Below are 20,880 nucleotides of genomic sequence, written 5' to 3'. Positions count from 1 at the left end.
TCGCGACGATGCGACTAAGGCATAATCATCAACGGGGATAAGTAGAAGAATAGAAGGAGTCTCGATGCACGCCCATTGGGGGAAAACATCACGTCACGGTTCTAGTCTGCGGCAATCTGCTGTGGCTTTGACTGCTATTGGCGCAGCAATAATGATGCTAGGCAGTTCTGTCGTTACAGCGACAGCTGCCGAAACGACTACCGAATCAACAACTCAATCACAGACAGACAAGACGAATGTACAGGTCGCAAACACTGAAAGTTTGCACACCTGGTGGCATAGCAATGCTGAGAAATCAACAACAAGCATCGACAACGGTGTTGTAAGGGAATCGCCGTACTACTCAACAAGTGTCGCAAGCACATCCGATCCAGGGAATTTCTATAACTCATTCACCTATATGAGTCTGCCACGCAGCGGTAACGGCAAATTAGGATACACCGAGCAAGATGGTGCTGAATTCTCATCTGCAGCGCAGATGTCAATGTCTTGGTCAACGTTTGAATATTCCGCAGATGCTTATGTCGATGTGAAACTTGACACCGAGCAGACCATCACCTCAGCAGATCAGGTAAGCATTCGACCGACTAGCGACAAATTCGACAAAACATTTATCGGCAACAACACCGTGCGCATCCATGTCCCGTACAGCAGTGCAGGATACCGTTTCTCAGTAGAATTCGCTCCTCAATTAGTGACCTCTTACAACGATAATTCAGGCGGATCAGGCGCACTGACTACTGATTCCACTAGCGGTCAGGCTGTGAGCACAGAACCACGCAATGCCATGCTGGTTTTTGCTCAACCAATGCTCAAAGGCACTGAAGCGACTGAGCATATTCCAGATAGCACAGCAGCAAACGTCAAGCATGTGACTCAGAGTGATGTCAGCGGACTCAACACCATCGACCCCAGTATTGATACCTTGTACTTTGATACTGGAACATATTGGATGGGATCAACGTATAGAGCTGAACTTCCCGCGAATATTAAATGGGTCTATCTGGCACCAGGAGCCTACGTGAAAGGTGCATTTAAATTCCTGTCAACAGCTTCAAGTTTCAAAGTCACAGGGTATGGTGTGCTTTCTGGTGAGCAATATGTTTATGAAGCGGATACTGAAAACGGATACCAACATCGCGACCCAAACAAATCTGATTGCCACAGCTCATGTGTAAAAATGTTGCAATTCCAATCCACCGGATCTGCTCAAACACTTGATTTGCAAGGAGTGACTGTCGCCTCTCCCCCGTATCACACTTTCGTGATGTACGGCAATGAAGACGGCCCCTTCGCGATGACGGTCAACAACTACCAACAGATTGGTGGCTGGTACTGGCAAACCGACGGATTAGAGATGTATAGAGGGAGCACTCTTCGCAATTCCTTCCTTCACTCCAACGACGATGTCATTAAGCTCTATCACTCGAACGTGAAGGTAGATAACACCGTAATCTGGAAGAACGAGAATGGACCAGTGTTCCAGTGGGGCTGGGGAGCACGCAATGTCGAAAATGTCTCCGTGTCTAACACTGACATCATCCATAACCGTATGTATTGGAACGACCAGAAATACAACACCTGCGTATTCAACTCCTCCTCCTCATATCTCGATATGGGAGCAACCAACATGGCTGACACCAATCAAACATATAAAAATCTGACATTTACCAACACCAACGTGGAAGGTATGGTCAACTGCGGCATCCGTCTGTTCGCCATGCAAAATACCCAAAAAATCACTATTGACGGTTTTCATGTGGATGCTTGGAACAAGCTCAATCAGAGCGCACAAGAGAGCTTGTTCAAGGCATTCACCAACGCTGACGGTAAACAGGTAGAAATCGGCAACCAAAGCACGGATCACCAGGGTCTACTACTGCACAATTACACCGTCGGGGGCACACCCATCATTAAAGCCGGCGACAACTGGTCATCCAACGAACTTGGCCGTTTGAATTTTGATGCTAACCTATGGGACAACTGGGATGCCACTGCTGACGACCAGGCTTCCGGTGATGCACCAACTTTGGAGATTTCTGGCATAAGCGACGGTGAAACTGCAGCAAAGCGCGATTTACCGATTTCAGGGAAAAGCAATGCAACAAGTGTGCGTATTGCGGTGAATAACGGTGACAACGTGGAAGTGCCTGTGCACAACGGCGCTTTCAGCACTACCATCAATCTACCTGATGTGTCGAATACGGTGCGGGTCACCGCCGTAGGCAAGAACCAAGTAATGACCGTCAAGCGTTACAGTATCTATGCCTTCGGTACCCTTGTCGGCAATCTCAACGACCCCAAAGGCGACGACAATGGACCTGGCAGCTATGTCTATCCAAGTGACAGCGCATTCAACAAGGGAAGCTTCGATTTGCGCAACTTCTCCGTATACCGTGATGGAAACACCGTACGATTCGTAACCACCGTAGATGGTCAAATCACCAACGCTTGGGGCGGGAATGGCATGAGCACCCAACGGTTGAACATATACCTAGGAAACGCTTCGTCATCGAACGCTCGGTCTGTGGCACAGGCCACACCTGAGCTTCCTGGAACCAACACTTATACACAGGGAGCTTGGCAAAAGGCAATAGTCGCCGATGGACGAAATAACGGAGCCCGCTATGCGAGCGGAGTCTACAATCTAGGCGAAGAGCCTAGCAAGTCAGCAGACGTTAATCTCAGCATCGTTCAAGGTAACGCTATCGTGGCGTCAGTACCAACTACAGCACTCGATGGGGTGAAGTTGGAGCAGATAGCTTACCAAGTCTCGATTTTCAGCAGCGCTGAAGACTCAGAAGGCATAGGCAACGTGCGACCGGTGTTTAGCAAGGAATGCTGGGATGGATTGAATGCTTGCCCAACGTTTGTTCACCAATATCGTTTTGGTGGCGGACTCGGCGAGGTCACAGATACTGCTGCGCATGACAGTGTGACCACTGACAGCAATGCCATTGACATCATTTCAGGAACTCAAAGTCAGGCAGAGCTCATGAGTTTGAAGAAGGATCAAGTGATTCTACCCTTCCTATCCTTAAGCCAGGAAGATTCAAACAATCAAGGTGGCGAGACCCCCAAACCAACAGTTACACCTACACCTGGCACAAATGCTAGCCAAGCAACGAACAAACAGCAGGAAGCAGACAAGCAACAGCCCCTACACGGTGTTTTGGCACATACCGGTGTCAGTGCAGGATCGCTTATCGCAGTAGCTCTACTCTTACTTGTTGCCGGTGGTTTGTCGTTTAGCATCCATCAGAAGAAGAAGAATTAGTGCGAAGTTAATCTCATACAATTCGCTATACAAGTGCCCCGTGAATATTTCCACGGGGCACTCGTGTTATCTCATCGAGCACTGCCATCTACTTGATTGGCGTGGTGACTGCTGGCTATTAAAAGTGAACAATCCGTAAAACGCTTGGCGACAAATATGCAAATGCTCCATACAATGGTGGTATGACAGCACCACACCGCAGCGGGGCGCACACAGCTCAGCCCAAGACATCCGGCAAGTCACCCTCATCAAAGACCACCAATACGCGAAAAACCGCCCACAACACCAATAAGCAGGTCCGTAGCGATCACACAACACAGCTTTTTGGTCGTGTCAATATTCTCGACGTCACACCATGCCGTGAAAATGATTATTTCCCAGCGCGCGTGGAACTGGGAGAACCCCTAACTGTAAGTGCACAGGTGTTTATCGAGGGGCGTGCCAAAGTGGGGGCCACTGCCATATTGCGTAACCCCCAGGGCCGCGTTGTTCAACGTCGGCCTATGCAATGCATGAATGCAGGTCTTGATCGATGGTCTGCACAGTTGCAAGCAGGTAAACACAGCGCGGTGAATCCTTGGGAATCCGGCTTCACATCCATACGCCGACAACTAGGACTGTGGAGTATCACTATCGAGGGGTGGGAAGACCCTTATGCTCTCTGGCTGCATGATGCGACTATTAAGGTGCAGGTGAACGATGATATCGCTAATGTTTTAGATGAAGGAGCGGCGATACTGCGCCAGTGGGCCAATAGCGTTGATGCTGCACTGGGCGCCAGAGCCAAGAAACATTTGCTCAAAGCCTGTGAAACACTTTCGGACAATACTTTGGATATCACGCAGCGCTTCCAAGCAGCAGATACCCCAGAGATTCATAGACTGCACCTGAGCAATCCACTGCGAACTGGTATATCCTCAAGCCGACCAAAAACACTGCAAGTTCAACGACCAAAGTCGAGCTTTGCATCCTGGTATCAGTTTTTCCCTCGCTCAGAAGGAGCTTACCTTGATCCCAAAACTCATAACATCGTTCAAGGAACTCTGCAAACTGCAATAAGCGGTTTGGAACGTGCCCAGAAGGAAGGCTTCGACATTGTCTATCTGCCCCCCATTTTCCCAATTGGGCAGACTAATCGTAAAGGCCGCAACAATGCTCTTATCGCTGGCCCCAATGATCCAGGTTCACCATTTGGCATTGGCTCATCACAAGGAGGACACGACACTGTAGATCCTCAACTGGGGAATATGGATGATTTTCGGCAATTCTGTGACTCCGCTCATCGTCTAGGACTAGAAATTGCTTTGGACTTCGCATTGCAATGCTCACCGGATCATCCTTGGGTCAACGAACATCCAAACTGGTTCCGACATAAAGCTGACGGCAGCATAGCCTTCGCTGAGAATCCTCCGAAAAAATATCAAGATATTTACCCTATCGATTTTGATGAAGATATGCCTGGTATCGAACGAGAAGTCATCAGGATTCTTGAACTTTGGATTGAAGCAGGAGTTAGTATCTTCAGGATTGATAACCCGCACACCAAACCGGTACGTTTTTGGCAAGATGTAATTGCTGCCATCAATAAACGACACCCCGAAATATTATTCCTTGCTGAAGCATTCACCCGTCCTGGCATGATGCTGGCCCTGAGTTACGTAGGCTTCACACAATCCCACTGCTATTTCCCTTGGCGCAACACTAAAGAAGAGCTTGCTGAGTATCTCACACTTAGCAACAGCGATGTCGCCTATTATCAGCACAATTCCTTCTGGCCAACCACCCCTGACATACTCACTGATTATTTGCGCGACAATGGCATCGCTGGCCATGCAGTTCGTGCTGTGCTTGCTGCAATGGGATCAGCTAGCTGGGGAATTTATAACGGTTTCGAACTCATTGAGAACCGCCAGCGTCCAGGTTTCGAAGAACAAATCGACAATGAAAAATACGAAATCAAACTCCGCGATTGGGGAAATGCTGACCGCCTTGGCATCTCTGGATTACTGCGCACCCTTAACGACATTCGACGTCGACATCCGAGCTGCTACGGTTACCACAACCTCAGCATTCTCGGCACCGATGATCCATCAATTCTTGCTTTCGCCAGACATATTCCCGCCGATTTCACTGAGTCTAAAGAAGCAGACACCGTCATTGTTGTGGTAAATCTCGACGGTCATAATGCTCATGCTTCTGGCGTGCACTGGGACCCTGCTGATTTTGGCTTCACTAATGGTCAGAGCCTATATATGCATGATGAATTGAGTGGGCGCGACTTTAACTGGAATGGCAACGATTACGTTTCTTTGGCCCCATGGGCTGATGTGGCACATATCCTTTCGGTAAGCACAAGTCAGCAATAACCCTCAAGATACATCGATACATATTCGAACTCATACCCGTTCCCTTCTTGGACAGCGGGTATTGTGGTTCTAGTTAAGTATTAACTTATTCACGTCAAGGAGACGACATGGCTGAAACATTCGATGTGGTCGTTGAAATCCCAAGGGGTTCACGCAATAAATACGAAGTTGACCATGAAAGCGGCCGCATTAAGTTGGATCGTACCCTCTTCACTTCCATGGGTTATCCAGATGATTACGGTTACATCGAAGGCACTCTTGGTGAGGATGGCGATCCATTAGACGCTCTTGTAATGATTCCAAACTCGGTATTCCCAGGCTGCGTCATCGAATGTCGCGCAGTTGGCCTCTACCACATGGTCGATGAGGCTGGTGGGGACGATAAGGTTCTCTGTGTTCCCGCCGATGTTCGTTTCGACGATATCAAAGACGTGTCTGATGTGTCAGACTTCCATAAAGCTGAAATCAAACATTTCTTTGAGCAATACAAGGCACTGGAGCCAGGCAAAGAAGTTATGCCTGGTGACTTCTGGACAGACGCTGCAGCTGCCAAGACTGAAATCAAGAAGGCTATTGAGCGCTTAGCCGCCTCAGAGCAGTAGAATAATAGGATACGTCACACAGAATCCACGCAGTAAAATCCACGCAGTGGGGGTGCATAACAACGTCGTTATGCACCCCCACTGCCATTCTTCCTACAGGAATTCGCTACACCTTGCGTGAGGCTGAAATATACCTAGTCCACTCTTCCGAAGAATCTGAAAAGTTCAAATCTGCGATTAGAACACCAAAAAGTAGCATGCCAATGTAGCCATATAGACAGCTATTCCGCCAATCATTACCGGTAACATGGCGATACCCACTCGAGTGCGTGAATCTCCCCTGTTGTCTTCACGCCACCACGATGTAGCAGCCGCGCCCATGGATAGCAGTATGACCAACACCACCAAAATTACTAACACGATGCCAACAATATGCTTTAGCCCTTGCGCAGATTTGGCAATGGCAATCATCACTGGCAGAAAAGACCATCCAGCTGCTGATACACAAGCAATTCCTCCAAAAACTGCATGCGACAGCGATGTAATCAAATGCGAGCGCACCCGACGCATCATCTGAGTGATGAACCCAACAACCACTAGGACAGTGATCAATATTCCAAAAACAATAGCCCACGATGTCAAAGAAGTCTTTGCAGTACTACCCTCAGGCATATCAGCAACACGCGGTGCAGTGTATGCTGCAGCTACGAACGCACAGATACCTGTGACACCCGAAACTGCTCGCTCAACCAAGCTTGTTGTGGCAGTATCATCAAAGGGCCACCAGTACAGCATCACCCCAAGCAGTCCAACAGCCACCAACACAATCCAAATCAATACCACTGCAGTTGAAGACCACAATGACAGCAGTCCCGCTGAAACCACCAGTACCACGTATGCGGCAAGCTGAACAGCAACCACGCCTTTAGCTGTGCCTGATACTCGGTCAGCCGATTCTTGCACGTCTTTACCGCTCATAACCACATCCTTCGATCTCGCAAATGCCCTTGAAAGCCTCTTCTTCAGAGCCTGCCAAACTTCAATCTAGCGCGCAGTGTCCACAACTACTATTACAAAATAAAGCAATCACTTCTGCGACTGTACAATGAAACACAACATTGTCAGCAATCAGACTTTATCTCAAAGGGGAACCGGCGTGACCGACTTGACGTTGATGACGTTTGCGGGTGATCCCGCAACCGTGTTACCTTCGCTTGCGCTGCTTTCCCATCGCGTGCGCGTGTTACCGATGGATGCAGCGTCTCTGGTAAAAATGCCAGAAAATACAATCCTATTTTTGGACGCACGAGATGACTTGGCTACGGCCAAAACACTGTGCCGTCTCATTCATGCCTCAGGATTGTCTACACCGATTATGCTCGTGCTCACTGAGGGGGGCTTCACTGTAGTGAATTCACAGTGGGGAGTCAGTGATGTCGTGGTCTCTTCAGCTTCTCCTGCGGAAGTTGAGGCACGACTGCGATTAGTGTCCGAACGAGGCAATTCAATTACCGATTCCACTACCCCATCCAGTACTGCGATTGAAGGGATTGATGGGCAAATCAGATCTGGAGATTTGCTTGTTGATACCAACGGATACACAGCCAGCCTTCATGGCCGCCCAATTGATTTGGCATACAAAGAGTTCGAACTGTTGAAATACTTGGTTCAACATCCCAGCAGAGTATTCACTCGCGCTCAGCTTCTTCAAGAGGTATGGGGCTATGACTATTACGGCGGTACAAGAACCGTTGACGTGCATATCCGCCGTCTTCGCGCCAAGCTCGGTGGGGAGTACGAGCATCTTATTGGCACAGTCCGCAATGTTGGATATCGTTTTGACCCTCCAGAGGGTGATCTCCAAGAAGATGTAGCGAGAGCTCAGGCTATCGCTTCATTGCCTGATAACGATGTGCACAAGCAAGAATAGTGCCGCATGGTACGTTCCAGGACTCAGTGAGGTGAGCTATGGCTAGAGAAAGCAATACTCATCGACTGTCTCGAATGCATGAGGAATACGACAAGCTCTGTGTCTTGTACCCTGCTCCGCGTTGTGCTCTCGATTTCTCGACTCCGCTGCAACTGCTTGTGGCCACAGTACTCAGTGCACAGACCACAGATGTTCGCGTCAATCTGGTTACGCCTGAACTATTCGACACCTACCCTACTGCCAAATCTCTGAGTGAAGCCAACCCTTCCGAACTTGAAGATATCATTCATTCCACGGGGTTTTACCATGCCAAAGCTAAACACCTTATTGGTCTTGGCAATATCTTGGAAACTCAATTCAATGGGGTAGTTCCTAAAACGATGGATGAGCTTACCAGTTTGCCTGGGGTTGGCCGGAAAACAGCAAATGTAGTGTTAGGCAACGCTTTTAAGATCCCTGGGTTCCCTGTGGATACCCACGTCATCCGCCTTACTCGCAGATTGCGTTGGCGGCGAGACTGGAAAACGCCTCATCCTGATCCTGTACACATTGAGCATGAGATAACCTCATACTTTCCTCCCGAGACCTGGACTGATCTATCTCATCGGCTTATCCTTCATGGAAGAGCCATATGTCATGCACGAAAACCCGAATGTCAACGCTGTCCCCTAGCGAATACTTGCCCAAGCGCGGAAGTCATCTCGTCTGATTGAAGACATGCCCAGACTATAGACTCGTAAGTATGAAGAGAACAGAACAGGCTTCTTGGAAATCTGCCGTCATGTTCCTTGTTGCGCTTATTGCTTTGAGCGCGATCACTTGGGTCGGATGGTCACTACTCAATCATCGGAGCATCTTAGCTGGCAATCTTGTTGTTTCGGATGCAAACGTCAACGTAGGAACACTCACCGCTCCACAATCGCTGGATATACGCAGCGAACAGGGTAACGCTATCAATCAAGCTTTGCTTGGCAATGTATATCAGACTTTAGTTGGCAGTAGTGAAAAAAATGTTCCAGAAGCTGGTCTAGCTCGGTCTTGGGATCTTTCGAAGGATGGTTTGCACTACACTTTCCACCTCAACAGCAATATCCGCTTTAGCAACGGGCACACACTGGACGCACGAGATGTTGTCTGGTCGTTACAACAGACGATAACGAAAAAATATCAAGGGGCCGACGAGCTTTCTTTAATCAGTGCTGTTGATGAGGAGGATGCCCGCACCGTTCGTATTACTGTGGCATCGCCAGCACCGAACTTATTAGAGGCTCTCTCTACCAGAGCCGGGATTGTCTATGATCAAGAAGCTAAGATTAACTACTCCACGCAGGCTGTAGGCTCAGGCCCATATGAGGTATCTGATTGGAATAAGGATTCCAGCCTTAAGCTCTCTAAAAATACTAACTATTGGGCTTCCGCGCCTAAAACCGACAATATTACGCTGAAATATTATGCAGATGCCAAGCTATTGTCGCAAGCGTTGGAGTCAGGGGATGTGGATATAGCAACTCCGCTTGATGCGACTGGTTTGCAGGCAGCAAAAAGCAACGCTGCTCTTAGCGTTAGCACCGGATTAAGCCAAGAATCTGTAATTCTAGCTTTCAATACAGATACCAGTTCTGTACTTTCAGACCAACGACTCCGGCAAGCGATTCGATATCTCGTTAATGATTCCGAAATTGTTCAATCTCAACAAGGTCTTGGCGCCGCCATCGCTGGACCTTTCAGTCCTTTGGACACAGGTTACGAAGATCTCACAGGACTATTTCCCTTAGATATCAATAAGGGCGCAGCTCTTGCCGCTTATTTCCCTCCTTCATATTATTCGGGCAGCTTGCGCTTGGTCTATCCCGAATCTTACGGGGAACAGCTTGGGCAACTCATCAAAACAGAATTGGCCAAGGGCGGCATACCTGTAACCGCAACCATGGTGAATGATGCCACATGGCAACAGCAAGTTAAGTCACAACGTGCTTTTGATATGACGATACTCACCACATCGTCCGCAACTGATGCAGGTAGTTATGCTGACCCATCCAAATCCATCACCAAATTTGATAGCCCCAGCGCACAAGATCATTATCAGAAAGCTCAATCAGCAATCAACAATGATGAATATTCTCAGGAGCTCAAAGCCTACGCAAGAGCAGTGTCTGAAGGTTCACCAGCAGAATGGCTGTTTATGAAAGTGCCAGTGACGGCATACAGCAACAATCTTGCGGGAGTCCCTGTGAATAGGACTAGTGCTTACCTGCCCCTGTGGAATATCACTAAACAATAACGCCATCGTCCATCGTCGCCGTATATTGAGCACCTGCAGCATACTGAGTGAACAATAAGCGCCATATCGCAGTGGCAGAGCCTGCAATCACACATGTCACACTGGATTCATAAACTTGGTCGATATGAGCGAGAACACAGACAGCATACACGCCCAGCTGACAGCATTACCTGATCATGTAGGCGTGGACGGACTTGAAGATAAATGGTGCAAGCGATGGGAAGAGGAAGGCACATATAGTTTCCGCAACACTTCTCAACGTAGCGGCGTATATTCCATTGATACTCCTCCCCCAACAGTTTCTGGTCACTTGCATGTAGGCCATGTGTTCTCATATACGCACACTGATGTCATAGCCAGATTTAAACGAATGCAGGGCTTCGATGTGTTCTATCCGATGGGTTGGGATGACAACGGCCTGCCAACTGAACGACGCGTACAAAATTATTATGGCGTTCGAGTAGATACTTCACTAAAATACGATCCAGATTTCAAACCTCCTTTCGAGGGAACAGAAGGCAAGAAGCTCGAAGCGCGTGATCAAGTTCCAGTATCGCGACAAAACTTCATTGAGCTATGTGAACGCCTTACCTCGCAGGACGAAAAGCTCTTCGAAGCACTCTGGAAATCCCTTGGCCTCTCCGTTGACTGGAAACAGACTTACCACACCATCGGTGAGCATCCTCGCCGAGTTGCACAAAAGGCATTCCTGCGTAACTTGGCCAGAGGCGAAGCCTATCAGCAACAAGCCCCAGGCCTGTGGGACGTTACCTTCCAGACTGCTGTTGCTCAGGCTGAGCTAGAATCCCGCGAATATCCTGGCTTTTATCACAAGATCGCATTCCGTTTCGAAGACGGAACCCCTCTGTATATCGAAACGACTCGTCCCGAACTGCTTGCGGCTTGTGGCGCGTTGATTGCACATCCCGATGATGAACGCTACAAAGCACACTTCGGCGAAATGGTCTATTCCCCTCTCTTCCACGTAAAAGTGCCAATTCTTGCGCATCCGGCAGCTGAGATGGATAAAGGTGCTGGTATTGCCATGTGCTGTACTTTCGGAGACGTTACTGATGTGCAGTGGTGGCGTGATCTGCATCTTCCAACTCGTTCAATCATTCAACGCAACGGACGCATCATCATGGATGTGCCGGATTGGATTGAGGATGAAAATGGACGCTTAATCTTCGAGCAGACACAAGGTAAAACTGTATTCTCTGCACGAAAAATAATTGCAGATGCCCTTCGCGAGTCCGGCGATATGGACGGCGAGCCAATACCTACTAAGCGTATGACGAACTTCTACGAAAAGGGCGATAAACCCTTGGAAATCGTTACTTCTCGTCAATGGTATTTACGCAATGGCGGCACCGATACACAGTTGAACGCTGAATTGATTAATCGTGGTAAGGAACTGAACTTTCATCCAGACTTCATGCGTGTGCGCTACGACAACTGGGTGCATGGACTTAATGGCGACTGGTTGATTTCTCGACAACGTTTCTTTGGTGTTCCATTCCCATTGTGGTACGCCGTTGACAGCAACGGCAACACTGATTTCACTCGTGTTATTACACCCAATGAAGCCTCACTACCTATTGATCCTACGACGGATACACCCGAAGGATTTGACGAATCCCAACGCGACCAGCCAGATGGTTTCACCGCCGAGCGTGACATTATGGACACTTGGGCAACTAGTTCATTAACTCCGCAGATCGTCACACATTGGGCGGAAGAGGGCAAGGAAAACGAAGCCCTTCATGCAGCCACCTTCCCTATGGATTTGAGGCCGCAGGGGCAGGACATCATTCGTACCTGGCTCTTCAGCTCGGTAGCTCGTGCTCATCTGGAAAATCATTGCCTCCCTTGGGCTCATACAGCCCTTTCTGGTTGGATTCTTGACCCAGACCACAAGAAGATGAGCAAATCTAAGGGCAACGTGGTAGTGCCAAACGAACCCATTAGCAAATTTGGTGCAGATGCTGTGCGCTACTGGGCGGCCTCAGCAAGACTCGGCCTGGATGCCACCTATGACGAAGGACAGATGAAAATCGGTCGTCGTTTAGCCATCAAACTGCTTAACGCCACCAAATTCGCACTCGCAATCGGCCGCGAAGATGACAATCACCATGTTGCCACGTCTGCGACGGCTCAGTGGAATCTTGAGGATGTCAGTGAAACACTTGACCGCGCAGTCCTAGCTCGCTTAGCAAAAGTTATCACCGAAGCCACCAACAGTCTCAACGCCTACGAGCATTCCAAGGCTTTGGAAGTTATCGAAAGTTTCTTCTGGGACTTCTGCGATGATTATATTGAGTTAGCCAAGAACCGTGCATACGGCACTGCTGACGCCTCTGGAATCATCCCAAGCGAACACGCTATAACTTCTGCACGCACCACACTTGGGCTTGTCCTTGATGCTTTTGCGCGCCTCCTAGCACCATATCTGCCATTTGCCTGCGAGGAAATATGGGGATGGATGCACGCGGACTCATCATCCGTCCACCGTACAAGCTGGCCTGAAGCGGCAATCTATGCACAGGCTGCTCAAGGTGTAGACCCAGCAGTGTTGATGTGGGCTGGTCAGGCACTCGCAGAACTTCGCAAGATTAAATCAGAAGCGAAAGTGTCAATGAAAACCCCGATACTCAGCGCCACGCTGGCAGTTCCTGCTGAGGGGCTTGACGCCGTGCACAATACGCTTGCCGATATTGCAGAGGCAGGGCGGGTAAGTGGTGAGCTTCAGCTCGACACAGCCGTGAACGACAATACTGCGGATGTTGACAACAGTGAAACAACAATATCCGTCATTACGAGCGTGCTAGGTGAACCGCCAGCAAAGAAGCCCAAGCACTAAATTAGCAACATAATGCGCTGCTTCAATATAGATGATTGAAGCAGCGCATTATTTTTGCGGTGAGTTAGGCGAAAACGTCTAGGACTCCAGGATCCCCGCCAGCCTGAGCAATCCTTCTGTGCCGTTTTTTTGCTTCAGTGACAACAAATTCTCGATACATTTCTGCAATATTGGTATCAAGCCCTGCATCCTGCGCTATATGCCGGAGGCGTTCGATTTGCTGATGTTCTCGCTGATAGTCTGCTGGTTCGAAACCAGCACGCGCTTTTAGCACGCCGACTTGAGAAGTATATTTGAAACGCTCTGCTAGCAGTGACACAATCGCTGTGTCCACATTGTCAATAGATTGACGCAAAGCCTCTATTGCTTCCACACAATGAGCAACCTCTGGATTATTACTCTCGCTGTGCGAATCGATCGTTGTGGAAGCCTCGCTTGGCTCTTCTATTTGTTCATCTGGCCGAGGCCAGTTGCCTGCGTCGTCTACATCACTCATGGTTCCTAGAATACAACTAGGAGGCCCATCAAGTCCGGCGACGCAAGCATCACTACTTTCGATATTCGAAAATACCGAGTGAACTCTTACTTCACCTGCGGCATCGACGAGGTAATTGCAGCCAAGAAATCACGGTTGCTCGGAGTTTTTTTCAGACGGGGGACCAAAGTCTGATAAGCCTGCTCTGGTTCCATACCGCCGAATGCTCGACGCAGTCTATAGATCACTGCAAGCTCTTCTGGCGGTGTGATAAGTTCCTCGCGTCGTGTACCTGATGAGATGATATCGATGGCTGGGAAGAGACGCTTATCAGCAAGCTCGCGCGAAAGTCGCAGCTCCATGTTGCCAGTGCCCTTGAACTCTTCGAAAATAACCTCATCCATCTTCGAACCGGTTTCTACCAGTGCCGAAGAAATAATCGTGAGCGATCCACCATTTTCAATGTTACGAGCAGCTCCAAAGAATTTCTTTGGAGGATACAGAGCCTGAGCGTCAACACCACCCGAAAGAATACGCCCAGATGCCGGAGCAGCAATATTGTAGGCTCGAGCAAGACGAGTCATGGAATCAAGCAACACAACAACATCTTGTCCCAGCTCAACTAAACGCTTGGCACGCTCAATAGCCAATTCAGCCACCGTGGTGTGATCAGAGGCAGGGCGGTCGAAAGTTGAAGAAATAACTTCACCTTGTACGGTGCGCTCCATATCAGTAACTTCCTCAGGGCGTTCATCAACTAGAACAACCATCAGATGAACCTCAGGATTATTTGTAGAAATGGAATTCGCAATATTCTGCAAGGTGATAGTCTTACCGGCCTTTGGCGGCGATACGATAAGCCCACGCTGTCCTTTACCAATTGGCGAAATAATGTCAATCAAGCGTCCGGTAAGTTTATTAGGTTGCGTCTCCATGCGAAGGCGTTCTTGAGGATATAGCGGTGTGAGCTTATTAAAATGTGAACGATTCGAGGCATCTTCGATACTCATACCGTTTACAGAATCTATGGATTGCAACGGCACAAACTTCTGGCGCTGATTGCGTCGATCTCCCTCGCGCGGTGGTCTAATAGCACCGTGAACAGCATCGCCCTTGCGCAATGCATACTTACGGACTTGCCCCATTGATACATACACATCATTTGGACCAGGCAAATAACCTGAAGTCCTGATGAAAGCGTAGGAATCCAGAACATCTACAATGCCAGCTACAGGAACTAACTCCTCCTGCTGCGTCTCATCACGACGGTCATCTTCGCGGTTCTCGTAATCTGCTGAGCGATCACGTCTGTTGCGATTACGGCGTTCGCTATTACGCTCGTTACGGTCATTATTACGATCGTTATTGCGCTCTGAACTACGCTCGTTTCGATTATTGCGATTGTTGCCGCGTTCATTGCGATCTGAACGATCACGCCGACCTCGACGAACGGTCTCATGCTCCTCGACTGGAGCTTCTGTATCGGCCGTATGTTGCTGATTGCGTTCATTGCGATTGGGCAACACAGCAAGGATGTCATCGAGATCGCGAACTGGACTATGCTCAGCATTTTCAGTATGAGCACTTTGAGTTCGATTTCGTCTACGCCGTGGCAAAGTCAGAATTTCTTCGTCTTTATGAGAGCTTGGAGCTTGTTCTTGGTCGGATGAAGAGCGCTTGGATTTTGGTTTGTCACTTGAAGCATCATCAAAAAGACCTTGGACAGATGCACCACGCGCTGCCTGAGCATCTTGGGTATGCACTTCTTCAACAACGGTTTTATTTCGATTATCTCTGCGTGAACGAGACTGTTTTCCAATCGAAGAGGCCGGAGCTGATTCTTGTACGTCATTACTTACGGAATGCTGTTGTGTTGTTTCAGAATCAGCAGGATTCTGTGAGTTTGAGTTGACAGAAGAACGTACTGTCACCCCTGCAGGTGCTTCTCCACCAGAGCGTGCGGCTTCTATAGTCGCTACCAGTGCGGGCTTGCGCATCGTCGAAGTGCCTCGCAGACCGAGCTGCTTGGCAAGCTCCTTGAGCTCAGGCAGTTTCATATCAGTGAGTTTTTGGCTTGTTGCCACAGTAATAATGCCTTTCCTACCGCTTCGTCGACGCATAGTCTGACGTGGCTAGAGAATTATGGCGGAATATCCGCATATTGAAGTCCGATGCTGTCTCAGCATCAGGAACTTTGAACACTGTACAACGAGAGCACTCATCTTGCAAAACGAAACGCCAGAAACTCACCACAGCATCTCGTGCGTTGCATCGAAATGCATATGACGGCGGCCCAATCACCAAGCCCAAAGGCTGATGGTTGAACCGCCGTCATATGCTACCTCGGCACGCAACTTAACAATGCAGCGTGTAGAGCAGGTGTAAGACCACGCTATTTCTCTTCGTGGTAACTTTTCTCGGTATTGACATTCCACACATTCGTTTTCGATGTGCGACCAGTCCTGATATTGTCAACCGCTTCCATTGAAGTGGCCATTGAGTGATCCTGGTTGTTGTAATGATGTTGCCCGTTACGACCGACGCAATACAAATTACCAAAGGAATCAAGCCAGTCAACCAACTCTGGCATTCGAGCATATGTATCGAAGTACGCTGGGTATGCCTTTTGCACACGTTCACGGTGGGAATCCATCACATCCTGTGGCCCTGTAATGATGCCCATACGAGTCAGCTCATCTACTGCGAAAGCAGTGGCTTTTTCATCACTGAGATTCCAGAAGTCATCGCCCTCTTCACAGAAGTACTCAAGACCAATCCACACAGTCTCATCAACATTCTTAACCAGGTAAGGACTCCAGTTATTGAACACTTGCAAACGTCCCACCTTGAAACCAGGATCCTGAACATAAATCCAGCAATCTGGCACCACAGGAGGATTTCCAAGCGTAGGAATATCCGTGGTATTACTGATACTCAAGTTCTTAACCAAAAGTCCGACCGTCACAAAATCACGGTATGGCAGTCCGTTAGCAATTGTTGTCATGTCTTCAGGTGCAGATTGAGGCGAAGCATGTACAGCGTTGACCAAATCTTTGATAGGCATGGAAGAGATGACATCATCAGCCTGCAGACTGACCCGATTACCCTCAGCGTCAACATATACCACTGCTGACAAACGTCCGTCCTGTTGGTCAAGTTCCACCACTTTGGCATCAGTAATAACCTTGACTCCAACTTCACGACAATTTTCTTCAACTGTCTCCCAAAGTTGGCCAGGTCCGAGTTTCGGATACCAGAATTCCTCAATAAGGCTGGTTTCAACCTCATGTGCGTCGCGTTTCTTCGGTAGCATTTTTTGGACTGCATTCTTTAACACGCCCATAATGCTGAGACCCTTAACACGTTGCGCACCCCAATCAGCGCTAATCTCCTTAGGGGCACGTCCCCACAACTTCTCGGTATATCCCGCAAAAAACATCGAATACAACTTGCGCCCGAAACGGTTGATATAAAAATTCTCAAGATTATCTTCAGGAAGTTTATGAAATACCGACTTGAGGTAACTGAAACCAGCAACCATGGTCAGCCTAAAACCTAAAGCCTTCAAAGTATTCATCGAGAGAGAGATTGGGTAGTCAAAGAAATGATGATTCCAGTAAATTCTGGAAACACGGTGGCGCTTCAGCATCACCTTATCTGTAGTCTCCGGATCAGGACCACCTGGTTCAAGATCATGATGACGGTTGAGCTTCTTGTCGTCATAAGACGGTGCGCCTTGTAATGGAAGCACATTCTTCCACCAATCCATGATGCGATCGTCCTTGGAGAAGAAACGGTGACCACCAATATCCATACGGTTACCGTTATGTTTCACCGTTCTCGAGATGCCACCGAACTGCTGAGTAGCCTCGAGTACAGTCACATCATACTGATCACTACCGCCGTCTTTAGCAAGCTCCCACGCCGCGGTCAGACCTGCGGGGCCTCCGCCAATAATCACCACGGATTGTTTTTTCGTCAACTTAACCTCCTGAGCCCAAATAATCCTGTTTAGTCTATATGAACACCCCCACGTCACCGTTGGACATTCACTGATATGTCACACAATCTTGTAATGTTTGCCACTATCGTTCAGCAAAAGACCGCAAACACACGGATACTGTCATCGAAAAAACGCTTATTAGCCCATCGAATCAGGGATATCTATGTCTGTTTTCTGTACTTCTTCCACATTGACATCTTTAAATGTGACAATACGTACATTTTTAACAAAGCGACTTGGCCGGTACACATCCCAGACCCACGCATCAGTGAGCTGGACATCAAAATACACATCCTGTCCGGCACTGCGAACATTGAAATCAACCTTATTCGCTAAATAGAATCTGCGTTCAGTTTCTACTACATAAGTGAAGAGCTTGATGACATCTCTATACTCACGATACAGGGCCAACTCAGCATCGGTCTCGTAGTTGTCCAAATCCTCTGCACTCATTACTTCAGTCCTTCTGGGCTTCATCCGTACGACTACGGCTGCGTCCGATATTCCTCCACCAGGCCCTCTTTGAGGTTTTCCGACTACTTTGATTGTATGGCCACTCTGCTTGGTCGTCACTGTGATCGTCTGTTTGCGCGGCATCGTGCTCCCGTGACGTATCACTACCGGTCATTGAAGTACTTTCAATGGCCTGCAAAGACTGCTTGGGGAGGGACACCGGTGGTGCCTGCTGAATACGCTTTTCTACATGAGACGTGGAATCGCCAGTCCCAACCTTCTCAGAGTGTTGGTTCAGACGAAGAGCCATTGAGTGTTCCTTGGCGCTAAGTGCTTCACGCACGCCAGGATTATCTTCAATGACATGCATACCGAAAGCGTCAAGTGATTGGATTGGATCATATTCGTCAACCAGTGTATCCATCACAATGAGGTCTTGATACTTACCATTTTCAACATCCCAGAGAGCATCGCGTGAGCTGCCCTGCGGAACAAAACCAAGCGACTGATACACCGATGTTGAACGAGTATTTTTTTCAGGTACGCTCACCCAAATACGGTGTAAACCTAGACCTGCTGGTTCAGGGGCAAAGCCATAAGTCATCACTCGTGGCATTGCATCACGCGAATACCCTCGTCCGCGATAGTTCTTACCAAGAACTACCTGAATACGTGCAGAACGCGACCAACCATCAATATCAATAAGAAAAATCATACCGATGATAGCGTCGCTACCCTGAGCAGCAGTGACGGAGTCGTCTCCCGAATCCTCAGTACTGGCTAGCATTGCCCATGCGATAGTACGGCGTGATTCAGGATCGCCAACGCCTGATTCTCCAGCGGTTTGTCCCCAACTCCATGCAACTGAACGCTTTACCCAGGTATGCAGCACGGCTCGTTCCGCCTGTATACCTTTACCTGTTATGCCAGAAGCGTTATAGAATGCCTCCAACTGATCCATGTATGGAAGATCGTCGAGACCTGCCGGACGCAGGTGCACCATTTCCCCTTTGATTTCAGGAATGATGAGACGCTCCGGCAGCTCTCTACTCTGCTCCGGCTCTGGACTGTTGACCTCGTTGGCTCGTACCATATCCCGCCTTCGTAGTTGCTAGCCGCTTAGAACTTTTAGGTATGCACACCCTTGTTGGGATTACGCGCATACAGTGTACATCACAGTGAAGCGACTTTTTCCGAGACGATAGAACGTACCGCCTTGGCATCAGCCTGTCCATGGGTAGCTTTCATCACAGCTCCGATAATTGCTCCCATCGGCTTCATATTGCCTGACTTAAGTTTCTCGACGATATCAGGATTGTTTGCAAGTGCCTCGTCGACGGCTGTAAGCAATGCGCCGTCATCAGAAACCACCTGATAGCCATGCTTAGCTACAACCTCAGCTGGCGTACCTTCACCTGCAAGCACACCTGAAACAGTTTGTTTCGCCAATTTGTCGTTGAGCGTGCCTTTAGCAATCAGCGCCTCAACCTGAGCAACGTCCTCAGGTGTAATAGGCAATTCAACTAGACTTAGCTCCTGTGCATTAGCTTCTCGCGAAAGCTCACCCATCCACCACTTACGTGCACCAGCTGCTTTAGCCCCCGCTTTGACTGTTTCTTCAATGAGATCCAAGGCGTCAGCATTTACCACATCACGCATCTCTAAGTCAGAGAATCCCCATTCAGCTTTAAGCCGTGCACGACGCTCACGTGGCATCTCAGGTAACTGCTTGGCGAGTTCAGCGATGTGGTCGCTGGTGACATGCACCATCACCAAATCAGGATCAGGGAAATAACGGTAATCATCCGCATCGGACTTTATGCGTCCACCTGCAGTGCACTGCGAACCCTCATCCCAATGACGAGTCTCCTGAAGTATTTCGCCACCAGCTTCTAGAATCGCAGCTTGCCTACGAATTTCGTAAGCCATGGTCTTTTCGATGCCTTTGAAGGTGTTAACGTTCTTGGTTTCCGAACGAGTACCCAATGCATCTTCAGGATTATTGCGTAAAGAAACGTTGACATCTGCACGCATGTTCCCCTGCTCCATGCGAGCGTGAGAAATATTGAGTGCTTTCACGATATCTCGTATCGCGCGTACATAAGCGCCAGCAATTTCTGGTGCCCGCGAACCAGCACCCTCAACTGGCTTTGTCACAATCTCCACGAGTGGCACACCTGCACGGTTATAATCACACAGCGAATGGTCAGCACCTTCAATGCGCCCGTCAGCACCACCTAAGTGAGTATTTTTACCTGCGTCATCCTCAACATGGGCGCGTTCAATTTGTACGCGGAAGATTTCACCATCTTCAAGCTCGACATCGAGGTATCCATTGCCATTGAGCGGTTTATCATATTGAGAAATCTGATAATCGCGCGGCATATCAGGATAGAAATAGTTCTTACGTGCAAACTGGCTCCACTCAGCAATTTCACAGTGCAAAGCGAGGCCTAACTTAATGGCATAGTCGATAGCGGTCTTATTCACTACCGGCAGGCTTCCTGGCAGTCCTAGAGATACTGGTGTGAGCTGAGTATTGGGCTCACCACCGAATTCTATGTGCGCAGGGCAGAAGAGCTTGGTGTTGGTGCTCAACTCAACGTGGACCTCAAGACCGAAAACCGTATCGAACTTAGAGACGGCATCGGCGTACTTCATCAATTTATCAGCCATATCGAATGTAATCCTTC

At 48.8% G+C, this 20,880-nt stretch carries 14 protein-coding genes; 7 read left to right on the top strand and 7 right to left on the bottom strand.

Annotated features, from left to right (window positions below):
- The first annotated feature begins 64 nt into the window (after positions 1–64).
- From LKI20_RS02505 to LKI20_RS02495, 3 genes are all read left to right on the top strand, one after another.
- Positions 65–3,277, top strand: a complete 3,213-nt coding sequence (locus tag LKI20_RS02505; protein WP_291769420.1) for a glucodextranase DOMON-like domain-containing protein — start codon at positions 65–67, stop codon at positions 3,275–3,277.
- 182 nt (positions 3,278–3,459) lie between these two features.
- The gene (locus tag LKI20_RS02500) at positions 3,460–5,643 is read left to right on the top strand and encodes an alpha-1,4-glucan--maltose-1-phosphate maltosyltransferase (RefSeq protein ID WP_291769417.1); all 2,184 of its coding nucleotides are present in this window, start codon (positions 3,460–3,462) and stop codon (positions 5,641–5,643) included.
- Positions 5,644–5,750: 107 nt separating this feature from the next.
- Entirely contained in the window at positions 5,751–6,245 is a 495-nt protein-coding gene (locus LKI20_RS02495; RefSeq protein WP_291769415.1) for an inorganic diphosphatase, read from the top strand.
- Positions 6,246–6,422: 177 nt separating this feature from the next.
- Here the strand turns inward: LKI20_RS02495 and LKI20_RS02490 are convergent, their stop codons facing one another.
- Positions 6,423–7,163 carry a hypothetical protein gene (locus tag LKI20_RS02490; RefSeq protein WP_291769412.1) on the bottom strand — a complete coding sequence of 247 codons (741 nt, stop codon included), beginning with the start codon at positions 7,161–7,163 and terminating at the stop codon, positions 6,423–6,425.
- 178 nt (positions 7,164–7,341) lie between these two features.
- On the opposite strand from LKI20_RS02490, the gene LKI20_RS02485 reads away from it, so the two are divergent.
- From LKI20_RS02485 to valS, 4 genes are all read left to right on the top strand, one after another.
- The gene (locus LKI20_RS02485; RefSeq protein ID WP_291769410.1) at positions 7,342–8,115 is read left to right on the top strand and encodes a winged helix-turn-helix domain-containing protein; all 774 of its coding nucleotides are present in this window, start codon (positions 7,342–7,344) and stop codon (positions 8,113–8,115) included.
- A 38-nt stretch (positions 8,116–8,153) separates the two neighbouring features.
- Positions 8,154–8,828, top strand: coding sequence for an endonuclease III (gene nth, locus LKI20_RS02480; RefSeq protein WP_291769408.1), 675 nt, complete (start codon positions 8,154–8,156; stop codon positions 8,826–8,828).
- Positions 8,829–8,857: 29 nt separating this feature from the next.
- The gene (locus LKI20_RS02475; protein ID WP_291769406.1) at positions 8,858–10,396 is read left to right on the top strand and encodes an ABC transporter substrate-binding protein; all 1,539 of its coding nucleotides are present in this window, start codon (positions 8,858–8,860) and stop codon (positions 10,394–10,396) included.
- 124 nt (positions 10,397–10,520) lie between these two features.
- On the top strand, positions 10,521–13,256 hold the full coding sequence (valS, locus tag LKI20_RS02470; protein WP_291769404.1) for a valine--tRNA ligase: 2,736 nt from the start codon (positions 10,521–10,523) through the stop codon (positions 13,254–13,256).
- A 64-nt stretch (positions 13,257–13,320) separates the two neighbouring features.
- On the opposite strand, the gene LKI20_RS02465 is transcribed toward valS, so the two are convergent.
- From LKI20_RS02465 to gatB, 6 genes are all read right to left on the bottom strand, one after another.
- Positions 13,321–13,752 carry a chorismate mutase gene (locus tag LKI20_RS02465; protein WP_291769401.1) on the bottom strand — a complete coding sequence of 144 codons (432 nt, stop codon included), beginning with the start codon at positions 13,750–13,752 and terminating at the stop codon, positions 13,321–13,323.
- A gap of 86 nt (positions 13,753–13,838) precedes the next feature.
- Positions 13,839–15,815, bottom strand: a complete 1,977-nt coding sequence (gene rho / locus LKI20_RS02460; RefSeq protein WP_291769398.1) for a transcription termination factor Rho — start codon at positions 15,813–15,815, stop codon at positions 13,839–13,841.
- A 308-nt stretch (positions 15,816–16,123) separates the two neighbouring features.
- Positions 16,124–17,713 (bottom strand): NAD(P)/FAD-dependent oxidoreductase, encoded by a 1,590-nt coding sequence (locus LKI20_RS02455; protein WP_291769396.1) that lies wholly within the window; start codon positions 17,711–17,713, stop codon positions 16,124–16,126.
- A gap of 159 nt (positions 17,714–17,872) precedes the next feature.
- Positions 17,873–18,187 carry a DUF2469 domain-containing protein gene (locus LKI20_RS02450; RefSeq protein ID WP_291769393.1) on the bottom strand — a complete coding sequence of 105 codons (315 nt, stop codon included), beginning with the start codon at positions 18,185–18,187 and terminating at the stop codon, positions 17,873–17,875.
- A gap of 4 nt (positions 18,188–18,191) precedes the next feature.
- Positions 18,192–19,280: a GNAT family N-acetyltransferase gene (locus tag LKI20_RS02445; protein WP_291769391.1), complete on the bottom strand. Its 1,089-nt coding sequence runs from the start codon at positions 19,278–19,280 to the stop codon at positions 18,192–18,194.
- 80 nt (positions 19,281–19,360) lie between these two features.
- The gene (gene gatB / locus LKI20_RS02440) at positions 19,361–20,863 is read right to left on the bottom strand and encodes an Asp-tRNA(Asn)/Glu-tRNA(Gln) amidotransferase subunit GatB (protein ID WP_291769387.1); all 1,503 of its coding nucleotides are present in this window, start codon (positions 20,861–20,863) and stop codon (positions 19,361–19,363) included.
- Positions 20,864–20,880 lie beyond the last annotated feature (17 nt).

This window comes from Bifidobacterium sp., from assembly GCF_022647885.1.
Taxonomy (GTDB): domain Bacteria; phylum Actinomycetota; class Actinomycetes; order Actinomycetales; family Bifidobacteriaceae; genus Bombiscardovia.
The sequence above is the reverse complement of the archived record's forward strand: the minus strand, read 5'-3'. Positions and strand labels throughout refer to the sequence as shown.

Excerpts from the sequence above, each read along its gene's own strand:
- LKI20_RS02495 (WP_291769415.1), top strand. The coding sequence starts at position 5,751 with ATGGCTGAAACATTCGATGTGGTCGTTGAAATCCCAAGGGGTTCACGC.
- LKI20_RS02505 (WP_291769420.1), top strand. The coding sequence starts at position 65 with ATGCACGCCCATTGGGGGAAAACATCACGTCACGGTTCTAGTCTGCGG.
- nth (WP_291769408.1), top strand. The coding sequence starts at position 8,154 with ATGGCTAGAGAAAGCAATACTCATCGACTGTCTCGAATGCATGAGGAA.
- LKI20_RS02475 (WP_291769406.1), top strand. The coding sequence starts at position 8,858 with ATGAAGAGAACAGAACAGGCTTCTTGGAAATCTGCCGTCATGTTCCTT.
- LKI20_RS02465 (WP_291769401.1), bottom strand. The coding sequence starts at position 13,752 with ATGAGTGATGTAGACGACGCAGGCAACTGGCCTCGGCCAGATGAACAA.
- LKI20_RS02450 (WP_291769393.1), bottom strand. The coding sequence starts at position 18,187 with ATGAGTGCAGAGGATTTGGACAACTACGAGACCGATGCTGAGTTGGCC.
- LKI20_RS02445 (WP_291769391.1), bottom strand. The coding sequence starts at position 19,280 with ATGGTACGAGCCAACGAGGTCAACAGTCCAGAGCCGGAGCAGAGTAGA.
- valS (WP_291769404.1), top strand. The coding sequence starts at position 10,521 with ATGAGCGAGAACACAGACAGCATACACGCCCAGCTGACAGCATTACCT.
- gatB (WP_291769387.1), bottom strand. The coding sequence starts at position 20,863 with ATGGCTGATAAATTGATGAAGTACGCCGATGCCGTCTCTAAGTTCGAT.
- LKI20_RS02500 (WP_291769417.1), top strand. The coding sequence starts at position 3,460 with ATGACAGCACCACACCGCAGCGGGGCGCACACAGCTCAGCCCAAGACA.
- LKI20_RS02490 (WP_291769412.1), bottom strand. The coding sequence starts at position 7,163 with ATGAGCGGTAAAGACGTGCAAGAATCGGCTGACCGAGTATCAGGCACA.